Source organism: Amycolatopsis taiwanensis DSM 45107, from assembly GCF_000519205.1.
Lineage (GTDB): Bacteria > Actinomycetota > Actinomycetes > Mycobacteriales > Pseudonocardiaceae > Amycolatopsis_E > Amycolatopsis_E taiwanensis.
Genome location: NZ_JAFB01000031.1, coordinates 19,363 through 34,492, shown reverse-complemented (window position 1 = coordinate 34,492; position 15,130 = coordinate 19,363). Strand labels below are relative to the sequence as shown.

General features: G+C 69.5%; 12 protein-coding genes and 1 pseudogene. 4 read left to right on the top strand and 9 right to left on the bottom strand.

Translation table 11 applies throughout. The features are described 5' to 3' along the window. Positions 1–20 precede the first annotated feature (20 nt). The 8 genes and pseudogenes from A3CU_RS0124120 to A3CU_RS0124085 form a co-directional block, all read right to left on the bottom strand. The gene (locus A3CU_RS0124120; protein WP_027944479.1) at positions 21–1,385 is read right to left on the bottom strand and encodes an FAD-dependent oxidoreductase; all 1,365 of its coding nucleotides are present in this window, start codon (positions 1,383–1,385) and stop codon (positions 21–23) included. Next, on the bottom strand, positions 1,382–2,017 hold the full coding sequence (locus A3CU_RS0124115) for an aspartate/glutamate racemase family protein (RefSeq protein ID WP_027944478.1): 636 nt from the start codon (positions 2,015–2,017) through the stop codon (positions 1,382–1,384). Before A3CU_RS0124115 ends, A3CU_RS0124120 begins: the two co-directional genes overlap by 4 nt. Then, positions 1,999–3,372, bottom strand: a complete 1,374-nt coding sequence (locus A3CU_RS46350; protein ID WP_052372066.1) for an MmgE/PrpD family protein — start codon at positions 3,370–3,372, stop codon at positions 1,999–2,001. The genes A3CU_RS0124115 and A3CU_RS46350 overlap by 19 nt, the downstream gene beginning before the upstream one ends. Beyond that, positions 3,369–4,070 (bottom strand): ABC transporter ATP-binding protein, encoded by a 702-nt coding sequence (locus tag A3CU_RS0124105; RefSeq protein ID WP_027944477.1) that lies wholly within the window; start codon positions 4,068–4,070, stop codon positions 3,369–3,371. The genes A3CU_RS46350 and A3CU_RS0124105 overlap by 4 nt, the downstream gene beginning before the upstream one ends. Further along, positions 4,057–4,791: an ABC transporter ATP-binding protein gene (locus A3CU_RS0124100; RefSeq protein WP_245617298.1), complete on the bottom strand. Its 735-nt coding sequence runs from the start codon at positions 4,789–4,791 to the stop codon at positions 4,057–4,059. The genes A3CU_RS0124105 and A3CU_RS0124100 overlap by 14 nt, the downstream gene beginning before the upstream one ends. Beyond that, a complete protein-coding gene (locus A3CU_RS0124095; protein ID WP_027944475.1) occupies positions 4,788–5,834 on the bottom strand; it encodes a branched-chain amino acid ABC transporter permease in 1,047 nt (348 codons plus the stop codon). The genes A3CU_RS0124100 and A3CU_RS0124095 overlap by 4 nt, the downstream gene beginning before the upstream one ends. After that, positions 5,831–6,850: a branched-chain amino acid ABC transporter permease gene (locus A3CU_RS0124090; RefSeq protein WP_245617297.1), complete on the bottom strand. Its 1,020-nt coding sequence runs from the start codon at positions 6,848–6,850 to the stop codon at positions 5,831–5,833. The genes A3CU_RS0124095 and A3CU_RS0124090 overlap by 4 nt, the downstream gene beginning before the upstream one ends. 152 nt (positions 6,851–7,002) lie before the next feature. Then, positions 7,003–8,094 (bottom strand): annotated as a pseudogene (locus A3CU_RS0124085) (ABC transporter substrate-binding protein); the annotation flags it as partial. A gap of 262 nt (positions 8,095–8,356) precedes the next feature. Here A3CU_RS0124085 and A3CU_RS0124080 point away from each other — a divergent pair. Genes A3CU_RS0124080 through A3CU_RS0124065 form a run of 4 tightly spaced genes read left to right on the top strand, consistent with a single transcriptional unit; the run spans position 8,357 to position 12,607 of the window. Next, entirely contained in the window at positions 8,357–9,544 is a 1,188-nt protein-coding gene (locus tag A3CU_RS0124080; RefSeq protein ID WP_027944472.1) for a CaiB/BaiF CoA transferase family protein, read from the top strand. After that, entirely contained in the window at positions 9,541–10,389 is an 849-nt protein-coding gene (locus A3CU_RS0124075) for an HpcH/HpaI aldolase/citrate lyase family protein (RefSeq protein WP_027944471.1), read from the top strand. The genes A3CU_RS0124080 and A3CU_RS0124075 overlap by 4 nt, the downstream gene beginning before the upstream one ends. Next, positions 10,386–11,207, top strand: a complete 822-nt coding sequence (locus A3CU_RS0124070) for a cyclase family protein (RefSeq protein WP_027944470.1) — start codon at positions 10,386–10,388, stop codon at positions 11,205–11,207. The genes A3CU_RS0124075 and A3CU_RS0124070 overlap by 4 nt, the downstream gene beginning before the upstream one ends. Then, positions 11,204–12,607, top strand: a complete 1,404-nt coding sequence (locus A3CU_RS0124065) for an MmgE/PrpD family protein (protein ID WP_027944469.1) — start codon at positions 11,204–11,206, stop codon at positions 12,605–12,607. The genes A3CU_RS0124070 and A3CU_RS0124065 overlap by 4 nt, the downstream gene beginning before the upstream one ends. A gap of 638 nt (positions 12,608–13,245) precedes the next feature. On the opposite strand, the gene A3CU_RS46345 is transcribed toward A3CU_RS0124065, so the two are convergent. Next, the gene (locus A3CU_RS46345; RefSeq protein WP_063628882.1) at positions 13,246–14,475 is read right to left on the bottom strand and encodes a transcription termination factor Rho, short form; all 1,230 of its coding nucleotides are present in this window, start codon (positions 14,473–14,475) and stop codon (positions 13,246–13,248) included. Positions 14,476–15,130: the final 655 nt, after the last annotated feature.

Genomic DNA, 15,130 nt, shown 5'->3' with positions numbered 1-15,130 from the left:
GCTTGCGGTGTAAGGGAAAGTCAGTTGCGGCGCCGTGCGACGTCGACGGCGGCCAGGTACGCGAGGCCGAATGCCGGCAGCAGGCCGTTGCCCGGCAGGTAACCGGCGGCGCCGTGGCCCGAGATGCTCGCGGCCGCGCCGCCGGCGGCGTAGAGCCCGGGGATCGGGTTGCCGTGCGTGTCGACGACGGCCGCGTTCTCGTCAACCAGCAAGCCGCCCTGAGTGTGGAACAACGCGGGCACCACGCGCACCGCGGCGTACCGGCCCGCGAGCGGGCGTTCCCAGTTGGTCCGGCCGAACTCGTCGGCGCGTTCGCCCCGCGCGGTCGCCGCCGCCGTAGCCAGTTCCTCGGCCAGCGCATCGGCCGGCAGGCCGGTCGCCGACGCCAGTTCCACCGCGTCGCCGGCCCACACGAGCGCACCCGACTCGACAGTGTCGCGGAAGTCCTGGAACTGCTGGCACTGCTGGAAGATCGTCTCGTCGAGCACGATCCAGCCGGTCGCGCCGGGCCGCGCGGCCAGCTCGGCGGCGTACTCCGAGTAACCGCGGGTTTCGTCGCCGAAGCGGCGGCCGTCCAGGTCGACGAGGACCGCGCCGTGGATGATCGTCGCCCAGCCGACGAGCGTGCCCGCATTGGCCGCGACGGCACCGTGCCCCTGGTACGCGTCGAGGAAACCCGTTGCGGCGCCGAGCTTTTCACCGATGCGCAACGCGTCACCGAGCGACTGGTCACTGCCCTGGTACAGCGCGTCCGCGATCTCCGGCAGGTACCGGGCGACCAGTTCCTTGTCGGCGCCGAACCCGTTGGTGGCCAGCAGCACTGCCCGCGTCGGGATCTGCTCCTCGACCCCGTCGGGATAGCGCACCACAACCGCACGCACACCGTCCACATCGGACAGAACCTCGGTCAGCTTCGCGGGCACGAGCAGCTCGATGTTCTCGTGCTCCGCGACGCGCCGGGCGAGGTGGTCGATCACACCCGAGCCATGGCGGCCGGGGATCGAGTGGCACCGCGTCACGGCATGGCCTGGGTAGTTGAAGTCCGTGACCAACGACAGCGGCAGCCCGGCCGAGTCGGCGAGCCACTCCGCGAGTGGTGCGCTCACTTCGGCCAGCGTCCGGGCGAGCCGCGGGTCGGCCTGGCCCTTCGTCTTCGCCATGATGTCCGCGACGAACTGCTCCGGCGAGTCCTTGACGCCCGCCGCGGCCTGCCAGCGCGAACCGGCACCGGGGAACATCGCGGTGGACATCGACGTATTGTTGCCGCGCCGGAAGTGCTCACTCGCCTCGACGACGAGCACGTTCAGGCCCAGCTCGGCCGCGCGCAGCGCCCCGGCGAGCCCGCCACCCGCACCGGCGACGACGAGGTCCGGTCCGTCGGTCACCGCGCCCCCTCAACGGTCAGCAGCCGCATCGCCAGCTCCGTCGGATCGACGATGCGCGCCGGCAGGTCGGCGGGTTCGACGTCCACGGCCGAGCAGCCGTTGATCACGGCCGTCGCGCCGAGCGCGGCGAGCTCGGCCACCGCCGCACCCAGCGCTCGGTTCCACACCTCGGTCTCGGCGATCGCGGAGAACGGCAGGTCCAGCACGCGGATCCCGACGAAGTACGCGTCGAGCGCGAACGCGCTGATGCGGCGCTCGAATTCGGCTTTGATCGCCTCGTTGCGCACCACCGCGCCGAACCGCACGCCCTTGGCGGCCAGGTAAGTAGCCGACAGCTTGAGGATGCCGTGCACGGGCCGCGACGGCTCGGCGACGGCGTTCGGCACGGCCGGGTCCAGCACGCAGTCGGGGAACGCGAGGTCGAAGCCGTCGGCAGCTTCCTTGAGCAGAGCGGCGACTTCCCGCTCGGAGTCGCGCACGGCCTCGTCGGTGTCCAAAGTGACCGGTGCGGAGGGACCGACGTTGCGCAGCTCGATCCGCAGGCCCGGCGGCGCGAGCCGGTCGTAGCGCGCCTGGCGCCGGGCGACCTCTTCGGCTGGCAGGTGGATGGGCGTCACCGCGAGGGCACGCATGAGTTCAGCTCCTTCTCATCGGTTCCGGCCAGCTCGCGCAGCGCCGCGCCGACGCGGGGCAGGCTGGGCAGTTCGCGGCCGAGCGCGGCGGCCCGGTCCACGAGTGCGGGCTGCCGCGGCAGCCACGTCTTGAGCAGGCCGAGCACATCGCGCTCGGTCAGCGGGTGGTAGTCGGCGTCGCCGACCGGGTTGGGCAGTTCGCGCGTGAGCGTGGCGCCGTCGTCGAAGCACACCTGCACGCGGGTCGCGCGCTCGTCGGGCAGGCGCGCGGTGAGGTCGGCGGCCTCGACGAGCCGCACCCGCCGCGCCAGCGCCCGCACCGCCGGGTCGTCGACGACGCTGGCCGGCCCGACCGCACCGGTGAGCGCGGCGGTCGCCACCACGAACGGCGTGGAAAACATCGCCGAAAGCCGGTTCGACCAGTCCACTCCGGACAGTCCGGCGCCCAGCACGTGGCTTTCCACCACGATCTTCGTGATGCCCTCGGTGCGGAACCCCGGTTCACCGCGCAGGTCCAGCACAGCGTCGGCCGCCGGGTGCGTGAAGGAGCACGACGCGTGGCGTTTGAAGTAGCCGCGCGTGATGTCCCAGCGCGACCCGAGGTCGGTGGTGAGCTCGGCCGGGTCGAACGAGCCGAGCAGCGTGCCGAGCGAGAGCGCGGCTGTTCCGGTAACGCGGGCTAGGCCCGCCGCCGCCATCCGCGCGGCGGCGAGCCCCGCGGTGGCCGAGGCACCCATCCACGCGTTGCGCACCGGGTTGCCCTGCGTCGCCGAGTCGAAGTGCCCGGCGATCGCCATCCCCGCCGCGGTGTCGATGGCCGCGGCGGCCGCACCCGGTGCGAGGCCGAGCAGCCGCGCGCACCCGGCCGCCGCACCCGGCACGCCCCAACTGCCGTGCGGGTGCGCGCCCGCCTGCAACGTCGTCGCGCGACCGAAGCGCGACGCCACCTCGTAGGCGGCCAGCAGCGCCGCCGCGGTGTCGGCGCCCGTGCTGTCCAACTCGGCCGCCAGCGCCAGCACGGCCGGGAAGCCGTGCGCCGCGGGATGCCCCTTCGCGTATTTGTTGCCCTCGTCGAGTTCGAGCGACACGAGCGCCATCGCGTTGAGCCACGCCGCGGAATCGGTGGCGACGAGCCGCCCGGTGCCGACGAGCGGCGCCGGGCCCTCCGGCGCGCGCCAGGCCGCGACGAGCGCCCGCTGTTCGGGCAGCGAAGCTCCGACGGCGGTCACACCGAGCACGTCGAGCAGTACGAGGGCGAGCCGGTCCAGCACCGCTTCTGGCGCGGCCGAGGCGTCCACTTCGGACACCCACGCGCCGAGTGCCGCCGTGGCCTGGGCTGCCTGTTCGCTTTTCACAGTCCCAAATACGCCTTCCTGACCCGATTGTCATCCGCGAGCTCTGCACCCGTCCCCGCAAGCACAGTTGCCCCGCTTTCGAGCACGTACGCGCGGTCCGCGATCGCGAGCGCCTGCTTCGCGTTCTGTTCCACCAGCAGCACTGCCACGCCGGTGTCGCGAATCCGCCGCACGGCTTCCAGCATCGTCCACGTGAGTTTGGGCGACAGCCCGGTCGACGGTTCGTCGAGCATCAGCAGCCGCGGCCCGGCCATGAGCGCGCGGCCGATGGCGAGCATCTGTTGCTGCCCACCGCTGAACGTCTGCGCGACCGTCGTGCGGCGCTCGGCGAGCACCGGGAACAGCTCGTAGACCTCGGCCAGCGACTTCGTGGCCTGCGCGGAGCTGCGAGTCCAGGCGCCCATGCGGAGGTTCTCCTCCACGGTGAGCGTGCCGAACAGCGCACGGTCCTCCGGCACGTGCACGAGGCCGTCGCACACGAGCTGGTCCGGGCGCCGGCCCGCGGTGGGCACGCCATCGAGCGTGATGGAACCCGACATCGGTTTCAGCTGGCCGCAGATGCTGCGCAGCGTCGTGGTCTTGCCGGCACCGTTGGCCCCGACGAGCGCGACGATTTCGCCTTCACCCAGCTCCAAGTCGACGTCGTGGAGGATCCGCATGCGCCCGTAGCCGGCGCAGACCTTGTCAAGCTTCAGCACGAGTCGGCTCCTCTCCGAGGTAGGCGTCGATGACCCGGGGGTCGCTGGTGACCTCTTCCGGCGACCCGACGGCGAGCATGCGGCCCTGGTCGAGCACCAGCACGCGGTCGGCCAGGCGCATCACGGCGGCCATGATGTGCTCGATGAACACGAGCGTCACACCCTCCTGCTCACGCAGCGTCGCGAGGAGGTCGAGCACAGGTTCACGCTCGGCCGGGACGAGCCCGGCGAGCACCTCGTCGAGCAACAGTACCTTCGGCCGCATCGCGAGCGTCCGCGCCAGTTCCAGGCGCTTGAGCCCCGCCGTCGGCAGGTCAGGTGCCGGGCGATGGGCCCACGGCCCGAGCCCCACTCGCTCGATGACGTCGAGTGAATGCTGCCGCAGTTGCCTGGCGCCGAACCGGTGGTGCTGCGCGGCCAGGGACACGTTCTCCAGCACGGTCATGCTCGAGAACGGCCGCATCAGCTGGAACGTGCGCACCATGCCGGCCCGCGCGATCCGGTCCGGCGACCGGCCCGTGACGTCGGCGCCGGCGAGGTGCACGCGGCCGGTGTCGGGCGTCAGCGCGCCCGAGATGACGTTGAACAACGTGGTCTTGCCGGCGCCGTTGGGCCCGATCACGCCGAGGATCTCGCCTTCGGCGACCTCGAAGTCTACATCGGACAGCGCCCGCAGCCCGCGGAACGCCTTGCCGACGCCGTTCACCTGCACGATGCTCATCGCCGCCACCTCGCCGCCAGCGTTCCGACAATGCCCTTCGGCAGGAGCCGCACGATGAGGATCAGCAGCACGGCGTAAAGCACCACGTCGAGGCCGCTGCGGCCCTGCAGGAACCCGAGGAATCCGGGTGGCGTACGCAGCAGCGTCGCCGTGACGTCGGTGAGCGAGCCGACGATGATCGCGCCCACCACCGGGCCCCAGATCGTACCGATTCCGCCGATCACCACGGGCACGATCGCCTGGATCGACACCGCGGAGCCGAACCCGAGGTCGGGGTTCACGAACAGGTAGTACTGCGTGTAGAAAGCCCCGGCCACGGCCGTGATCGCGGCGGACAGCGCCACGGTGACCAGCTTGTGGTGCAGCACCGGCGCACCCAGCGACGCGGCCGCCAGCTCGTCGTCGCGGATCGCGGTGACGTAGCGGCCGGTGCGCGAGTGCAGGAACGCGATGCTGATCGCGACCGCGGCCCCGGCCAGCACGAGCGCCACCCAGAAGTACGCGGGCGAGTCGGCCGGGAACTGGATCAGCCCCAGCGACGAACCCTGGATCAGCGGCACGTTGAAGCCCACTGCCTTGTTGGCGAACGCGCTGCTCGTGGCGATCAGCCGCAGCATCTCGGCGAACGCGAACGTAGCCAGCGCGAAGTACGCGCCCTGCAACTTGTAGCGGAACGAGAAGTACCCGACGAGCACGGCGACCGCAGCGGCCACCACCATGCCGGCGAGCATCCCGAGCCACGGTGACACGTTGTGCTTCACCAGCAGGTACGCGCTGGTGTACGCGCCGAGCCCGAAGTACGCGGCGTGGCCGAAGCTGAACATCCCGCCGAAGCCGCTCATGATGTTCCAGCCCACCGCCATGAGCAGGAAGATCAGGATCCGTACGGCCACCGCGCCCTGCGCCGCGGGCAGGATCAGCGGCAGCGGGATCGCGACCAGCACGAGCACCGCGAGGATGAGGTACTGCCGGTTCTGCGGGCGCAGCGGCGGCGCCTTCACGCTCCCCGTCGTAGCCGGTCCCGCGATCGTGATGGTGCTCATGCTCGCCTCCCGAACAGGCCCTGCGGCCGGAGGAACAACACCAGCACGAACACCACGAACACGCCGAGCAGGGAGCTCTGGCCGCCGAGGTAGATCGTGGTGAGCTGTTCGACCAGCCCGATCAGCAGGCCGCCGACGAGCGCGCCGACGACATTGCCCATCCCGCCGAGCACCACCACGACGAACGCGGTGATGTTGAACTGCTCGCCGAGCGTGGGCGTGACAGTCACGAGCGGTCCCGCGAGCGCGGCCGCGGCGCCGGCACACGCCGTGCCGATGGCGAACGTCAGCGTGTGGATGCGCCGGACGTTGATGCCGACGAGCTCCGCGCCCGGGCCGTGGGCGGCGACCGCGCGGATCGCCGTGCCGAGGCGAGTGCGGCGCAGCAGCCAGAAGAGCATCGCGCCGAGCAGGATCGCGCCGATGAACGCGTACAGTCGCGAACCCGCGACCACGGCACCCAGCAGGGAGAACTGGAAGTCGCCGGGCAACGCGATGCTCTTGGGCTCGGCGCCGAAGAACATCAGCAGCAGGTTCTCGAGCAGCAGCGAGAGCCCGAGCGTGATGAGCAACTGGTTCTCGAGTGTCTTGCCCGCGTTGCCCGACAGCAGGCCGCGGTGCACGGCGGCGCCGAGGAGGAACAAGGCCGGGACCGCGACGATCAGCGTGACGTACGGGTGCATGCCGGTCGCCTGCACCATGCCGAAGGAGATGAACATTGCGACGGCCAGCAGTGCGCCGTGCGCGAAGTTGACGATGTCCAGCACGCCGAAGATCAGCGTGAGGCCCATCGCGATGAGGCCGTAGAGTCCGCCGGTGAGGATGCCGGTGACCACCGACTGCCACACCACCAGCTCGCTGCCCGACATCAGCAGCGCGACGACGATCGCGACCACGACGAGCGCGCCGACCACGCCGGCGCGGCCGAGGAAGGCCCGCTGCTGTTTCACCTTGTCGTCCGGAGGGGAGATTTCGGGGGCGAGTGTCGCCCCGGGGGAGGTGTCGAGTTCGCTCATGGCCGCCATGTCACCGTGTAGTCGGGCCGGGATTCGGCTTTGTCCGGGGGAAAGACCTGCTTGACCTGCCCGTCCTGCACCTGCATGAGGACGGGGAACGCGTTGCGGTTGTCGCCGTTCGTGGCGAAGGAGATCGGTCCGTGGCCCACGGTCAGGGGCGCGACCTGGGACGCGGCGATGGCGTCGCGGACCTTCTCGAGGTCGGTGCTCGCGGCCTTGTCGACCGCCGCGGCGATGACCTGGACCGCGTCGTAGGACAGCACCGCTCCGGTGCGCATGGGGTCGCCGAACTGGCGCTGGTACTGGGCGCGCAACGCGACGGTCTGCGCGTTGGTGGCGTCGTAGTGGTAGTTGGTGCTGAAGTACAGCGCACCCAGCTTGCCCGCATCGGTGACGAACTTCGGCTGGTCGTAGGCGCCGTTCGAGACACCCCACACCGCGTTGAGGGGTGGTTTCACCGAGTCGATGGCCTTGGCCGCGAGCAGGCTGTCGCGGTAGTAGCCGGCGACGGCGAGCACGTCCGCACCCGAGGTCTTGACCTGCGTGATCTGGGCTGTGAGGTCGCTGACGGTGGTGGCGTCGTAGCTGATGTCCGGCCCGACGGAGAAACCGAGCTTCTGCGCGGCCGCGGTGAACGCTTCGGCAGCACCGCTGCCGAAGTCGCTCTGCTCGTGGAGGAACGCGACCTTGTGGACCGGTTTCCCGGCCTGCTGAGAAACCTCCTTGAGGTACTGGGCGGCGGCGCTCGCGATGGCCTCGCTGCCCGGCTGCACACGGAACGAGTACCGGTAGCCGTGGCTGAAGATCGCGTCCGAAGCGGTCACGTCCATGACGAACGGTACCCGGTTGCGTTCCGCGACCACGGCGGCGTTGGTGCTCACCGCGCTCTGGTAGGTGCCGACGAGGGCGACCGCGCCGGCGGAGATGAGCCGCTGGGCCTCGCTCTGCCCGATGTCGGCCTTGCCCTGGCTGTCACCCGTGATGAGCTCGACCTTGCGGCCGCCGAGCGACTTGATGCCGCCGGCCGCGTTGATGGCGTCGACCGCCAGCTGCGCACCCCGGCGCATCTGGAGGCCGTCTACGGCGTTCGACCCGCTGACCGGGTGGAGCGCGGCGATCTTCACCGGGCCCACGTCCCGGCCCGCGGCCGCACCGCCCGCCCCCGCCGGGGCCGAACCCCCGCACCCGGCGGCCGCGAACAGGGCGCACGCGCTGAGCACGGCGATGAGCTTTCGCGCAGACATGTCACCTCTTCCCAATGGACGCCTCTTCCTACCGAAGGGGCTGGCGTTCCGCTTGGAGAAACGTTAGAAATGTTGTCGGCTATCGTGACACCGGCCTCGCGGTCAGGTCAATATCTGCGCATAACTTGACGGACGCCGCTATCAGTGCAAACTTGAAAACCAGGCCGCGACACAGGCCAGAAACATCGCGTTGACTCTTGTTCCTACTGGCGAAACGATGAGCGCAGGCTCACGCGTCGGAGGAGAAAGGCAGGTAGGCCCCATGACGGGCGCTTTGTCCGGGATCCGGGTACTCGACACCGCCACCCTGTTCGCCGGCCCGCTGGCCGCGACGCTGCTGGGCGACTACGGCGCCGAGGTCATCAAGATCGAACACCCGAACGGCGACCCGGTCCGCAGCCACGGCGCGCAGCGCGACGGGGTCGGCCTGTGGTGGAAGATCCTCGGCCGCGGCAAGAAGGCCATCACGCTGTACCTCGGTTCGCCCGAGGGCCAGGACGTGTTCCGCCGGCTGGTGGCCGACACCGACGTGGTGGTGGAGAACTTCCGGCCGGGCACGCTCGAGCGCTGGGGTCTCGGCTACGACGAGCTGAGCAAGATCAACCCCGGTCTCGTCCTCACGCGCGTGACCGGGTTCGGGCAGATCGGCCCCTACGCCAAGCGGCCCGGCTTCGGCACGCTCGCCGAAGCGATGAGCGGGTTCGCCGCGATCACCGGCGAGCCCGATGGCCCGCCCACGCTGCCGCCGTTCGGCCTCGCCGACGGCATCGCCGCGCTGACCACGGCATTCGCGGTCATGACGGCGCTGCGCGCGCGTGAGCAGACCGGTCGCGGGCAGGTCGTGGACCTCGCCATCATCGAGCCGATCCTCACGCTGCTCGGGCCACAGATAATCGCCCACGACCAGCTGGGCACGCTACAGCCGCGCACCGGCAACCGGTCCACGAACAACGCGCCGCGCAACACCTACCGCACGCGCGACGGCAGCTGGGTCGCGATCTCCACGAGCGCACAATCGATCGCGGAACGCGTGATGCGGCTCGTCGGGCGCCCCGAACTGGTCGACGAGCCGTGGTTCGCCAGCGGCGCGGAACGTGCGAAGCACGCCGACGAACTCGACGAAGCCGTGGGTTCGTGGATCGCCGAGCGCGACCGCGACGATGTGGTGAAGGCGTTCGAGGAAGCCCAGGCCGCCGTCGCCCCGATCTACACCGCGGCCGACGTGATGACCGACCCGCAGTTCGCGGCGCTCGGCAGCATCACGACCGTCGACGACGTAGAACTCGGTCCGGTGAAGATGCAGAACGTGTTGTTCCGGCTGTCGCAGACGCCGGGCTCGATCACCTCGGCCGGCGCCCCGCTCGGCGCGCACACGGCGGAGATCCTCGGGCGCTACGGGTTCGGCGAGCCGGAACTGGCTTCGTTGCGCGAAAAAGGCGTGATCAAGTGACGGTGATCCGCAGCTGGCTCTACGTTCCCGGCGACCGGCCGGACCGCATCGCGAAGGCGCTCGCCGGCCCGGCCGACGCCGTGGTCGTGGACCTGGAGGACGCCGTCGCCGTGGCTGCCAAGGAGGACGCGCGCCGCACGGTGCTGACGACGCTGGCCGAGGGCGCGGAGTTCTTCGTTCGCGTCAACGCGCCCGCCACACCGGCCGGCGAAGCGGACGTCTCCGCACTGGCCACCGCGGAGGCCAAACCGGCCGGTGTGCGCGTGCCCAAGGCCGAAGACCCGGCCGAGCTGCGCCGCGTCGCCGATGCGCTCGGCGTGCCGGTGTATCCGATTCTGGAGTCGGCGCTGGGCGTGGAGAACGCGCTCGCACTGGCCACCGCGCACCCGCTCGTCGCCGGGATCTCGCTCGGCGAAGCCGACCTCGCGGCGGATCTGCGGGTGGCGGGCGGCGGGGACAGCACGGCGTTGACCTGGCCGCGCTCGCGCGTGGTCGTGGCCGCCCGCGCGGCCGGGCTGCCCAGCCCGGTGCAGAGCGTGTGGACCGCCGTGCGCGACCTCGACGGGTTGCGCACGAGCACCGAAGCGGGGCGCCGCGCCGGGTTCTTCGGCCGGTCGGTGATCCACCCCTCCCAGATCCCCGTGGTGCACGAGGTGTGCGCCCCCGACCCGGCCGAGACGGCGTGGGCGAGCGAGTTGCTCGGCCGCCTCGCGTCGTCGGGCGACGCCGCGTGGATCGATGACCACGGACAGTTCGTCGACGCCGCGGTCGTGGCGCGCGCCCAGTGGGTGCTCGCGCTCGCGGGGTCGAAAGAGAAGCACGTCGAGGAAGGCACGCACTCATGACAGGTACCCAGGATCCGTTGCTGGCGGCGATTTCCGGTGGCGTCCGGCTGATCGAGCTCGGTCAGCCGTTCTTCACCGGGATGCCCTGCTCGCCGAACCATCCCGGATTCCGGATGACCCTGATCCGCCGCCACGGCGACATGCGCCGCCCGGACGGCGGCTCGGCGGCCAACGAGATCATCGTGACCGGCGGGCACGTCGGCACCCACATCGACGCGCTCTCGCACGTCAGCCACGACGGCGAGTTGCACGGCGGCGTCGACGCTGACGAAGCCCAGCAGGGCGGAGTCTTCCGCACACACGGCGCCGAGCACTTGCCCGGCCTGCTGCGCCGTGCGGTGCTGCTCGACGTCGCCGCGGTGCACGGTGTAAAAACACTGGAGCCGGGTTACGGCGTGACGGCCGAGGACCTCGACTCCGCCGCGAAGCGCGTCGGCACCGAGCCCGGCCCCGGGGACGTCGCGCTGATCCGCACCGGCTGGGCGCGCAACTTCGGCGACCCGACGGCGTACCTGGGTAAGGAAACGGGTGTCCCGGGCGCGGACACGTCCGCGGCGGAGTGGCTGGCGGCACGCGAGGTCGTCGCGACGGGTTCGGACACCACGGCGTTCGAGCAGATCCCGGCTGGCACCGGGCACGCCGTGCTGCCGGTGCACCGGATCCTGCTGGTGCAGTCTGGCATCTTCATCATGGAGCACCTCAACCTCGAAGCCGTCGCCGAAGAGGGGCTGGCGGAGTTCGCGTTCCTGCTGGCGCCGCTGCGCATCGTCGGCGGCACCGGGTCACCCGTGCGTCCGCTCGCGGCGGTGACGGCATGACACAGTCGATCGTCCAGCGCGTCGCGGAGTTCGCGGCTTCGATGCGGGTCAAGGGCCTCCCTGCGGAGCTACGCGACGACGCCGCGCGCCGCGTGCTCGACGTGCTCGGCAACAGCCTCGCCGCGACATCCGAACGACCCGCGAAGGCCGTCGGCGCGCTCGTGCAGGAATGGGGCGGCTCCGGCCGGGCCACGGCCATCGGACTCGGCGCGAAGCTACCTGACCCGAACGCGGCTCTGCTTAACGGCACGCTCGCGCACTCGCTCGACTTCGACGACACGCACCTGCCGTCGGTGCTGCACCCGTCGGCGTCAGTCGTGCCGGCGGCGCTCGCCGTCGCCGAGTCCCGCGGTGCCACCGGGGCGCAGCTGCTCGACGCGATCGGCATCGGCGTGGAGATCACCGTGCGGCTCGGCATGGCCGGCTACGACCAGGAGCTCGGCAACTCCGTGTTCTTCGAGCACGGCCTGCACGCGACGGCCATCTGTGGCGCGCTCGGCGCCGCGGCCGCCGCGGCCCTGCTGTCCGATGTGGACGAAGCCGGGATCGCCGACGCGCTCGGTATCGCGGCCAGCATGGGCTCCGGGCTGCTGGAGGCCAATCGCACCGGCGGCACGGTCAAGCGCGTGCACTGCGGATGGGCCGCGCATGCCGCGGTGTCGGCGGCCGGGATGGCGCGCCACGGCATCACCGGCCCGCCGACCGTGCTGGAGGGCCGCTTCGGTTTCCTGCAGGCGTTCTGCGGCGACCAGGTCCACGTCAACGAGATCGTCGACGGCCTCGGCACCGACTGGGAGCTACCGGGCATCTTCTTCAAGCCTTACCCGTGCAACCACTTCACGCACGCGGGCATCGACGCCGCGCAACGGCTGCGGGCGCGCGGCGTGGACCCGGCGGACATCGAGCACCTCGAACTCGGCGCGCCGACGGCCGTGCTGCGCACCATCGGCGAGCCGCGTGAGGACAAGATCCAGCCGAAGTCCGGTTACCACGCGGCGTTCTCCGGCCCGTACACGGTCGCGGCGGCTTTCCTCGGCGGCGGCGGGCTCGGTGTGTTCCACGAGGACTTCACCGACGACGCGGCGGCGAACCCGGACCGGCTCGCGCTGGCGGCGAAGGTGCATTGCGTACCCGACGAACGCTGCGACGAGATCTTCCCGCACCAGTTCCCCGCCGTGCTCCGCGCACGCCTGCGCGACGGCAGTGAACTGGAGGAACGCGTGGACGTCAACCGCGGCGGGCCCGACAACCCGTTGTCAGCCGAGGAGTTGGCCACGAAGTTCCGGCTCAACGCGACGCGCGTCGTCACCGAGCAGGCCGCCGACCGGATCACCGAGCTCACCTACGGGCTCGCGGGCCTGGCGGATCTGTCCGAGCTCACCGGGCTGCTGCACGCCTGAACCCCCGGCCGGGCGGAGTGCCGACCCTCCGTCCGGCCGATCCCACCGTTTCTCATTCTTGACGATATGGGGATAAAGACTTCAATCTCGAAGATCCACACTATTACACATGAACAAAGTTCCGAGCTGATCGACAAACGCTTGACGCAAAAAAGGTCGGCGGTAAACGCTACAGGGTTCATCGTGAGCACCCCTTGCCTTTTTTTCCAAGTTTAGGGATAGCTTATTTGCAGAGCTAGCACAAGCCCTCGGTTTTGAAGTCCATCATCCGCGGCAAATTTGGCCCCAGGCAGGTAGTTTTCCAGATTATCCTCCCGTACTCCTTGCCGCCCTCAAGAGAGGCCTCACAAATTCCCTAAAGGAATCCACTTGAGGCACCAATCATCCGAACTCTCGACGGAATTTCTCTGCAAAAATTCGATACGACTGAGTATACATGTCACCCGAACTCGCGACGCGCTCTAGTGGCCGTTTGCCTCAAGCTCAGCGATCAATCGCTGAGTGCCGTCATCACCCTTTCCCGGAGATCCCTCCCCGCCGGCATTGTGAACCAGGACCGGCGTATCCCCTGCCAGAACCGTCACACCTTTGGAACCAGTTCAGCGACTGTCTGGAGTGGTGCCGCAGGTAACGCTCGTTCATGCCGATGTGTTGATGGTGCGTGCGGCGGTGTCAGGCTGGCGGCGCAGCGGCTCAGCGCCGGAATTGCCGCTGTTGTGGGGAGTGGTCTTGGTGATCTGGGTGAGGAACTCGGCGTTCGTCCCAGTGGCGCGCAGTCCGTTGAGGAGCATATCGATGGCTTGGTGGGGATCCCGGCGGTACAGGGCGCGGCGCAGTGCACCGCCGGCCGCCAGTTCCCCGGGCGAGCACAACAGTTCCTCCTTGCGCGTGGCGGTTTTGCTCACGTCGACCGCAGGGTAGACACGTTTGGTCGCGATCGTGCGATCGAGCGCGAGTTCGGCGTTGCTGGTTCCCTTGTATTCCTCGAAAATCAGCGTGTCACCGATCGAGCCGGTGTCGACCAGCGTGGTGGCGAAGATGGTCAAGGAGCCACCCCCCTCGATTGCCCGGGCGGCACCGAGGAATCGCTTGGGTGGGGTGAGGGCGGCGGAATCGATACCACCCGACAAGATGCGTCCTCCAGGTGGCGCGGCCAGGTTGTAGGCGCGGCCCAGCCGGGTCAGCGAATCAAGCATCACCACCACATCGCGGCCCATTTCCACCAGACGTTTGGCGCGTTCGATGGCCAGTTCGGCAAGCGCGATGTGCTCACCAGGTGGACGGTCGAAGGTGGCGGCGATGACCTCGCCGGGCACGGCGCGGGTGAAGTCGGTGACCTCTTCCGGGCGCTCGCCGACGAGCACGTGCATGAGGTGGCATTCCGGGTGGTTCTTGCCGATCCCGTGCGCGACCGCGTGCAGCACCGAGGTCTTGCCGGCCTTCGGAGGCGCCACGATCAAGGCTCGCTGGCCCTTGCCCACCGGCATGAGCAGATCGATCACGCGCGTGGTCAGACCGTGTGGCTCGGTCTCCAACCGCAGGCGCTCGTGCGGGTAGACGGGGACCAACTCGGAGAACTTCGGCCGGGTGGTGGCCCGCCGGGGGTCCTGCCCATTGACGGCGTCGACCTCGGCCAGGGAAGGGCGTTTTTGGCCGTTGATGGCGTGCTTCACGCGGCCGGTGATGGTGTCTCCACGGCGCAGACCATGCGTGCGGATCAGCGTCGGTGGGACATGGACATCGTCCGGCCCTGCCAGGTAGCCGTCGATACGGACGAACGCACGGTTGTCCACGATGTCGAGGAGTCCGGCGACCGGTTGCTGTGCGTTGTCGTGGTGTGATTGACGGGGAACATCGTTGCTGTACATATGAATTTCTTTCTAAGATGCTTGAGCATTGTGAATGCGGGCTGGCCGGAACAAGCCGGCACAGCCGCGGAGAGAGCCCGTTCGCACCGGGAACGGCTTGATAGGCAAACCGGCTCCCGGGGAAACCTCAGGGAATTCAAAAAACGCTTTTGGGGGACACCATCCTGAGCCCGCAAGCGAAAGACGTAACGGAGAGTACCAGCTTGGTGAGCAAGAGCGCAACTACGTGCACTCGGACGCGCCTGCACGCCCCGGACCTGACGGACCCATCCGCGTCCGCCCACTGGTAACTGGGCCATCATCGGTTCGAAGGTCTTGTCATGCCGCTGATCGCCGAACCAGGCCACGATTGTCAGAACTATCTGGCCAGATCCTTCATGCCACCGCCGCCGCTATCGACGTTCTATCCTGGGTGAGTCTTTCCTGAGGGTCAAGGACGACGACGGCCTACGGTCTACGGGGATGGATCCCTGGCTTCACTATCTGCCTGTGGCTGAGGCGTGGCCCCCTTGTGTAGCTGGTCATTGATTGCGTCGGCGACCGAAGGTGGCAACATCGTGCCCGGCTCAAGGGGATAGCCGAGCTTCTCGGCTAGCGCCCGGTGTTGCAGGGCGCTGTGGCTGGGGCGCTGGTGCGGCCCCACGGTGGCCGCCGA

Excerpts from the sequence above, each read along its gene's own strand:
- A3CU_RS0124100 (WP_245617298.1), bottom strand. The coding sequence starts at position 4,791 with ATGAGCATCGTGCAGGTGAACGGCGTCGGCAAGGCGTTCCGCGGGCTG.
- A3CU_RS0124080 (WP_027944472.1), top strand. The coding sequence starts at position 8,357 with ATGACGGGCGCTTTGTCCGGGATCCGGGTACTCGACACCGCCACCCTG.
- A3CU_RS0124090 (WP_245617297.1), bottom strand. The coding sequence starts at position 6,850 with ATGAGCGAACTCGACACCTCCCCCGGGGCGACACTCGCCCCCGAAATC.
- A3CU_RS0124065 (WP_027944469.1), top strand. The coding sequence starts at position 11,204 with ATGACACAGTCGATCGTCCAGCGCGTCGCGGAGTTCGCGGCTTCGATG.
- A3CU_RS46345 (WP_063628882.1), bottom strand. The coding sequence starts at position 14,475 with ATGTACAGCAACGATGTTCCCCGTCAATCACACCACGACAACGCACAG.
- A3CU_RS0124115 (WP_027944478.1), bottom strand. The coding sequence starts at position 2,017 with ATGCGTGCCCTCGCGGTGACGCCCATCCACCTGCCAGCCGAAGAGGTC.
- A3CU_RS0124095 (WP_027944475.1), bottom strand. The coding sequence starts at position 5,834 with ATGAGCACCATCACGATCGCGGGACCGGCTACGACGGGGAGCGTGAAG.
- A3CU_RS0124070 (WP_027944470.1), top strand. The coding sequence starts at position 10,386 with ATGACAGGTACCCAGGATCCGTTGCTGGCGGCGATTTCCGGTGGCGTC.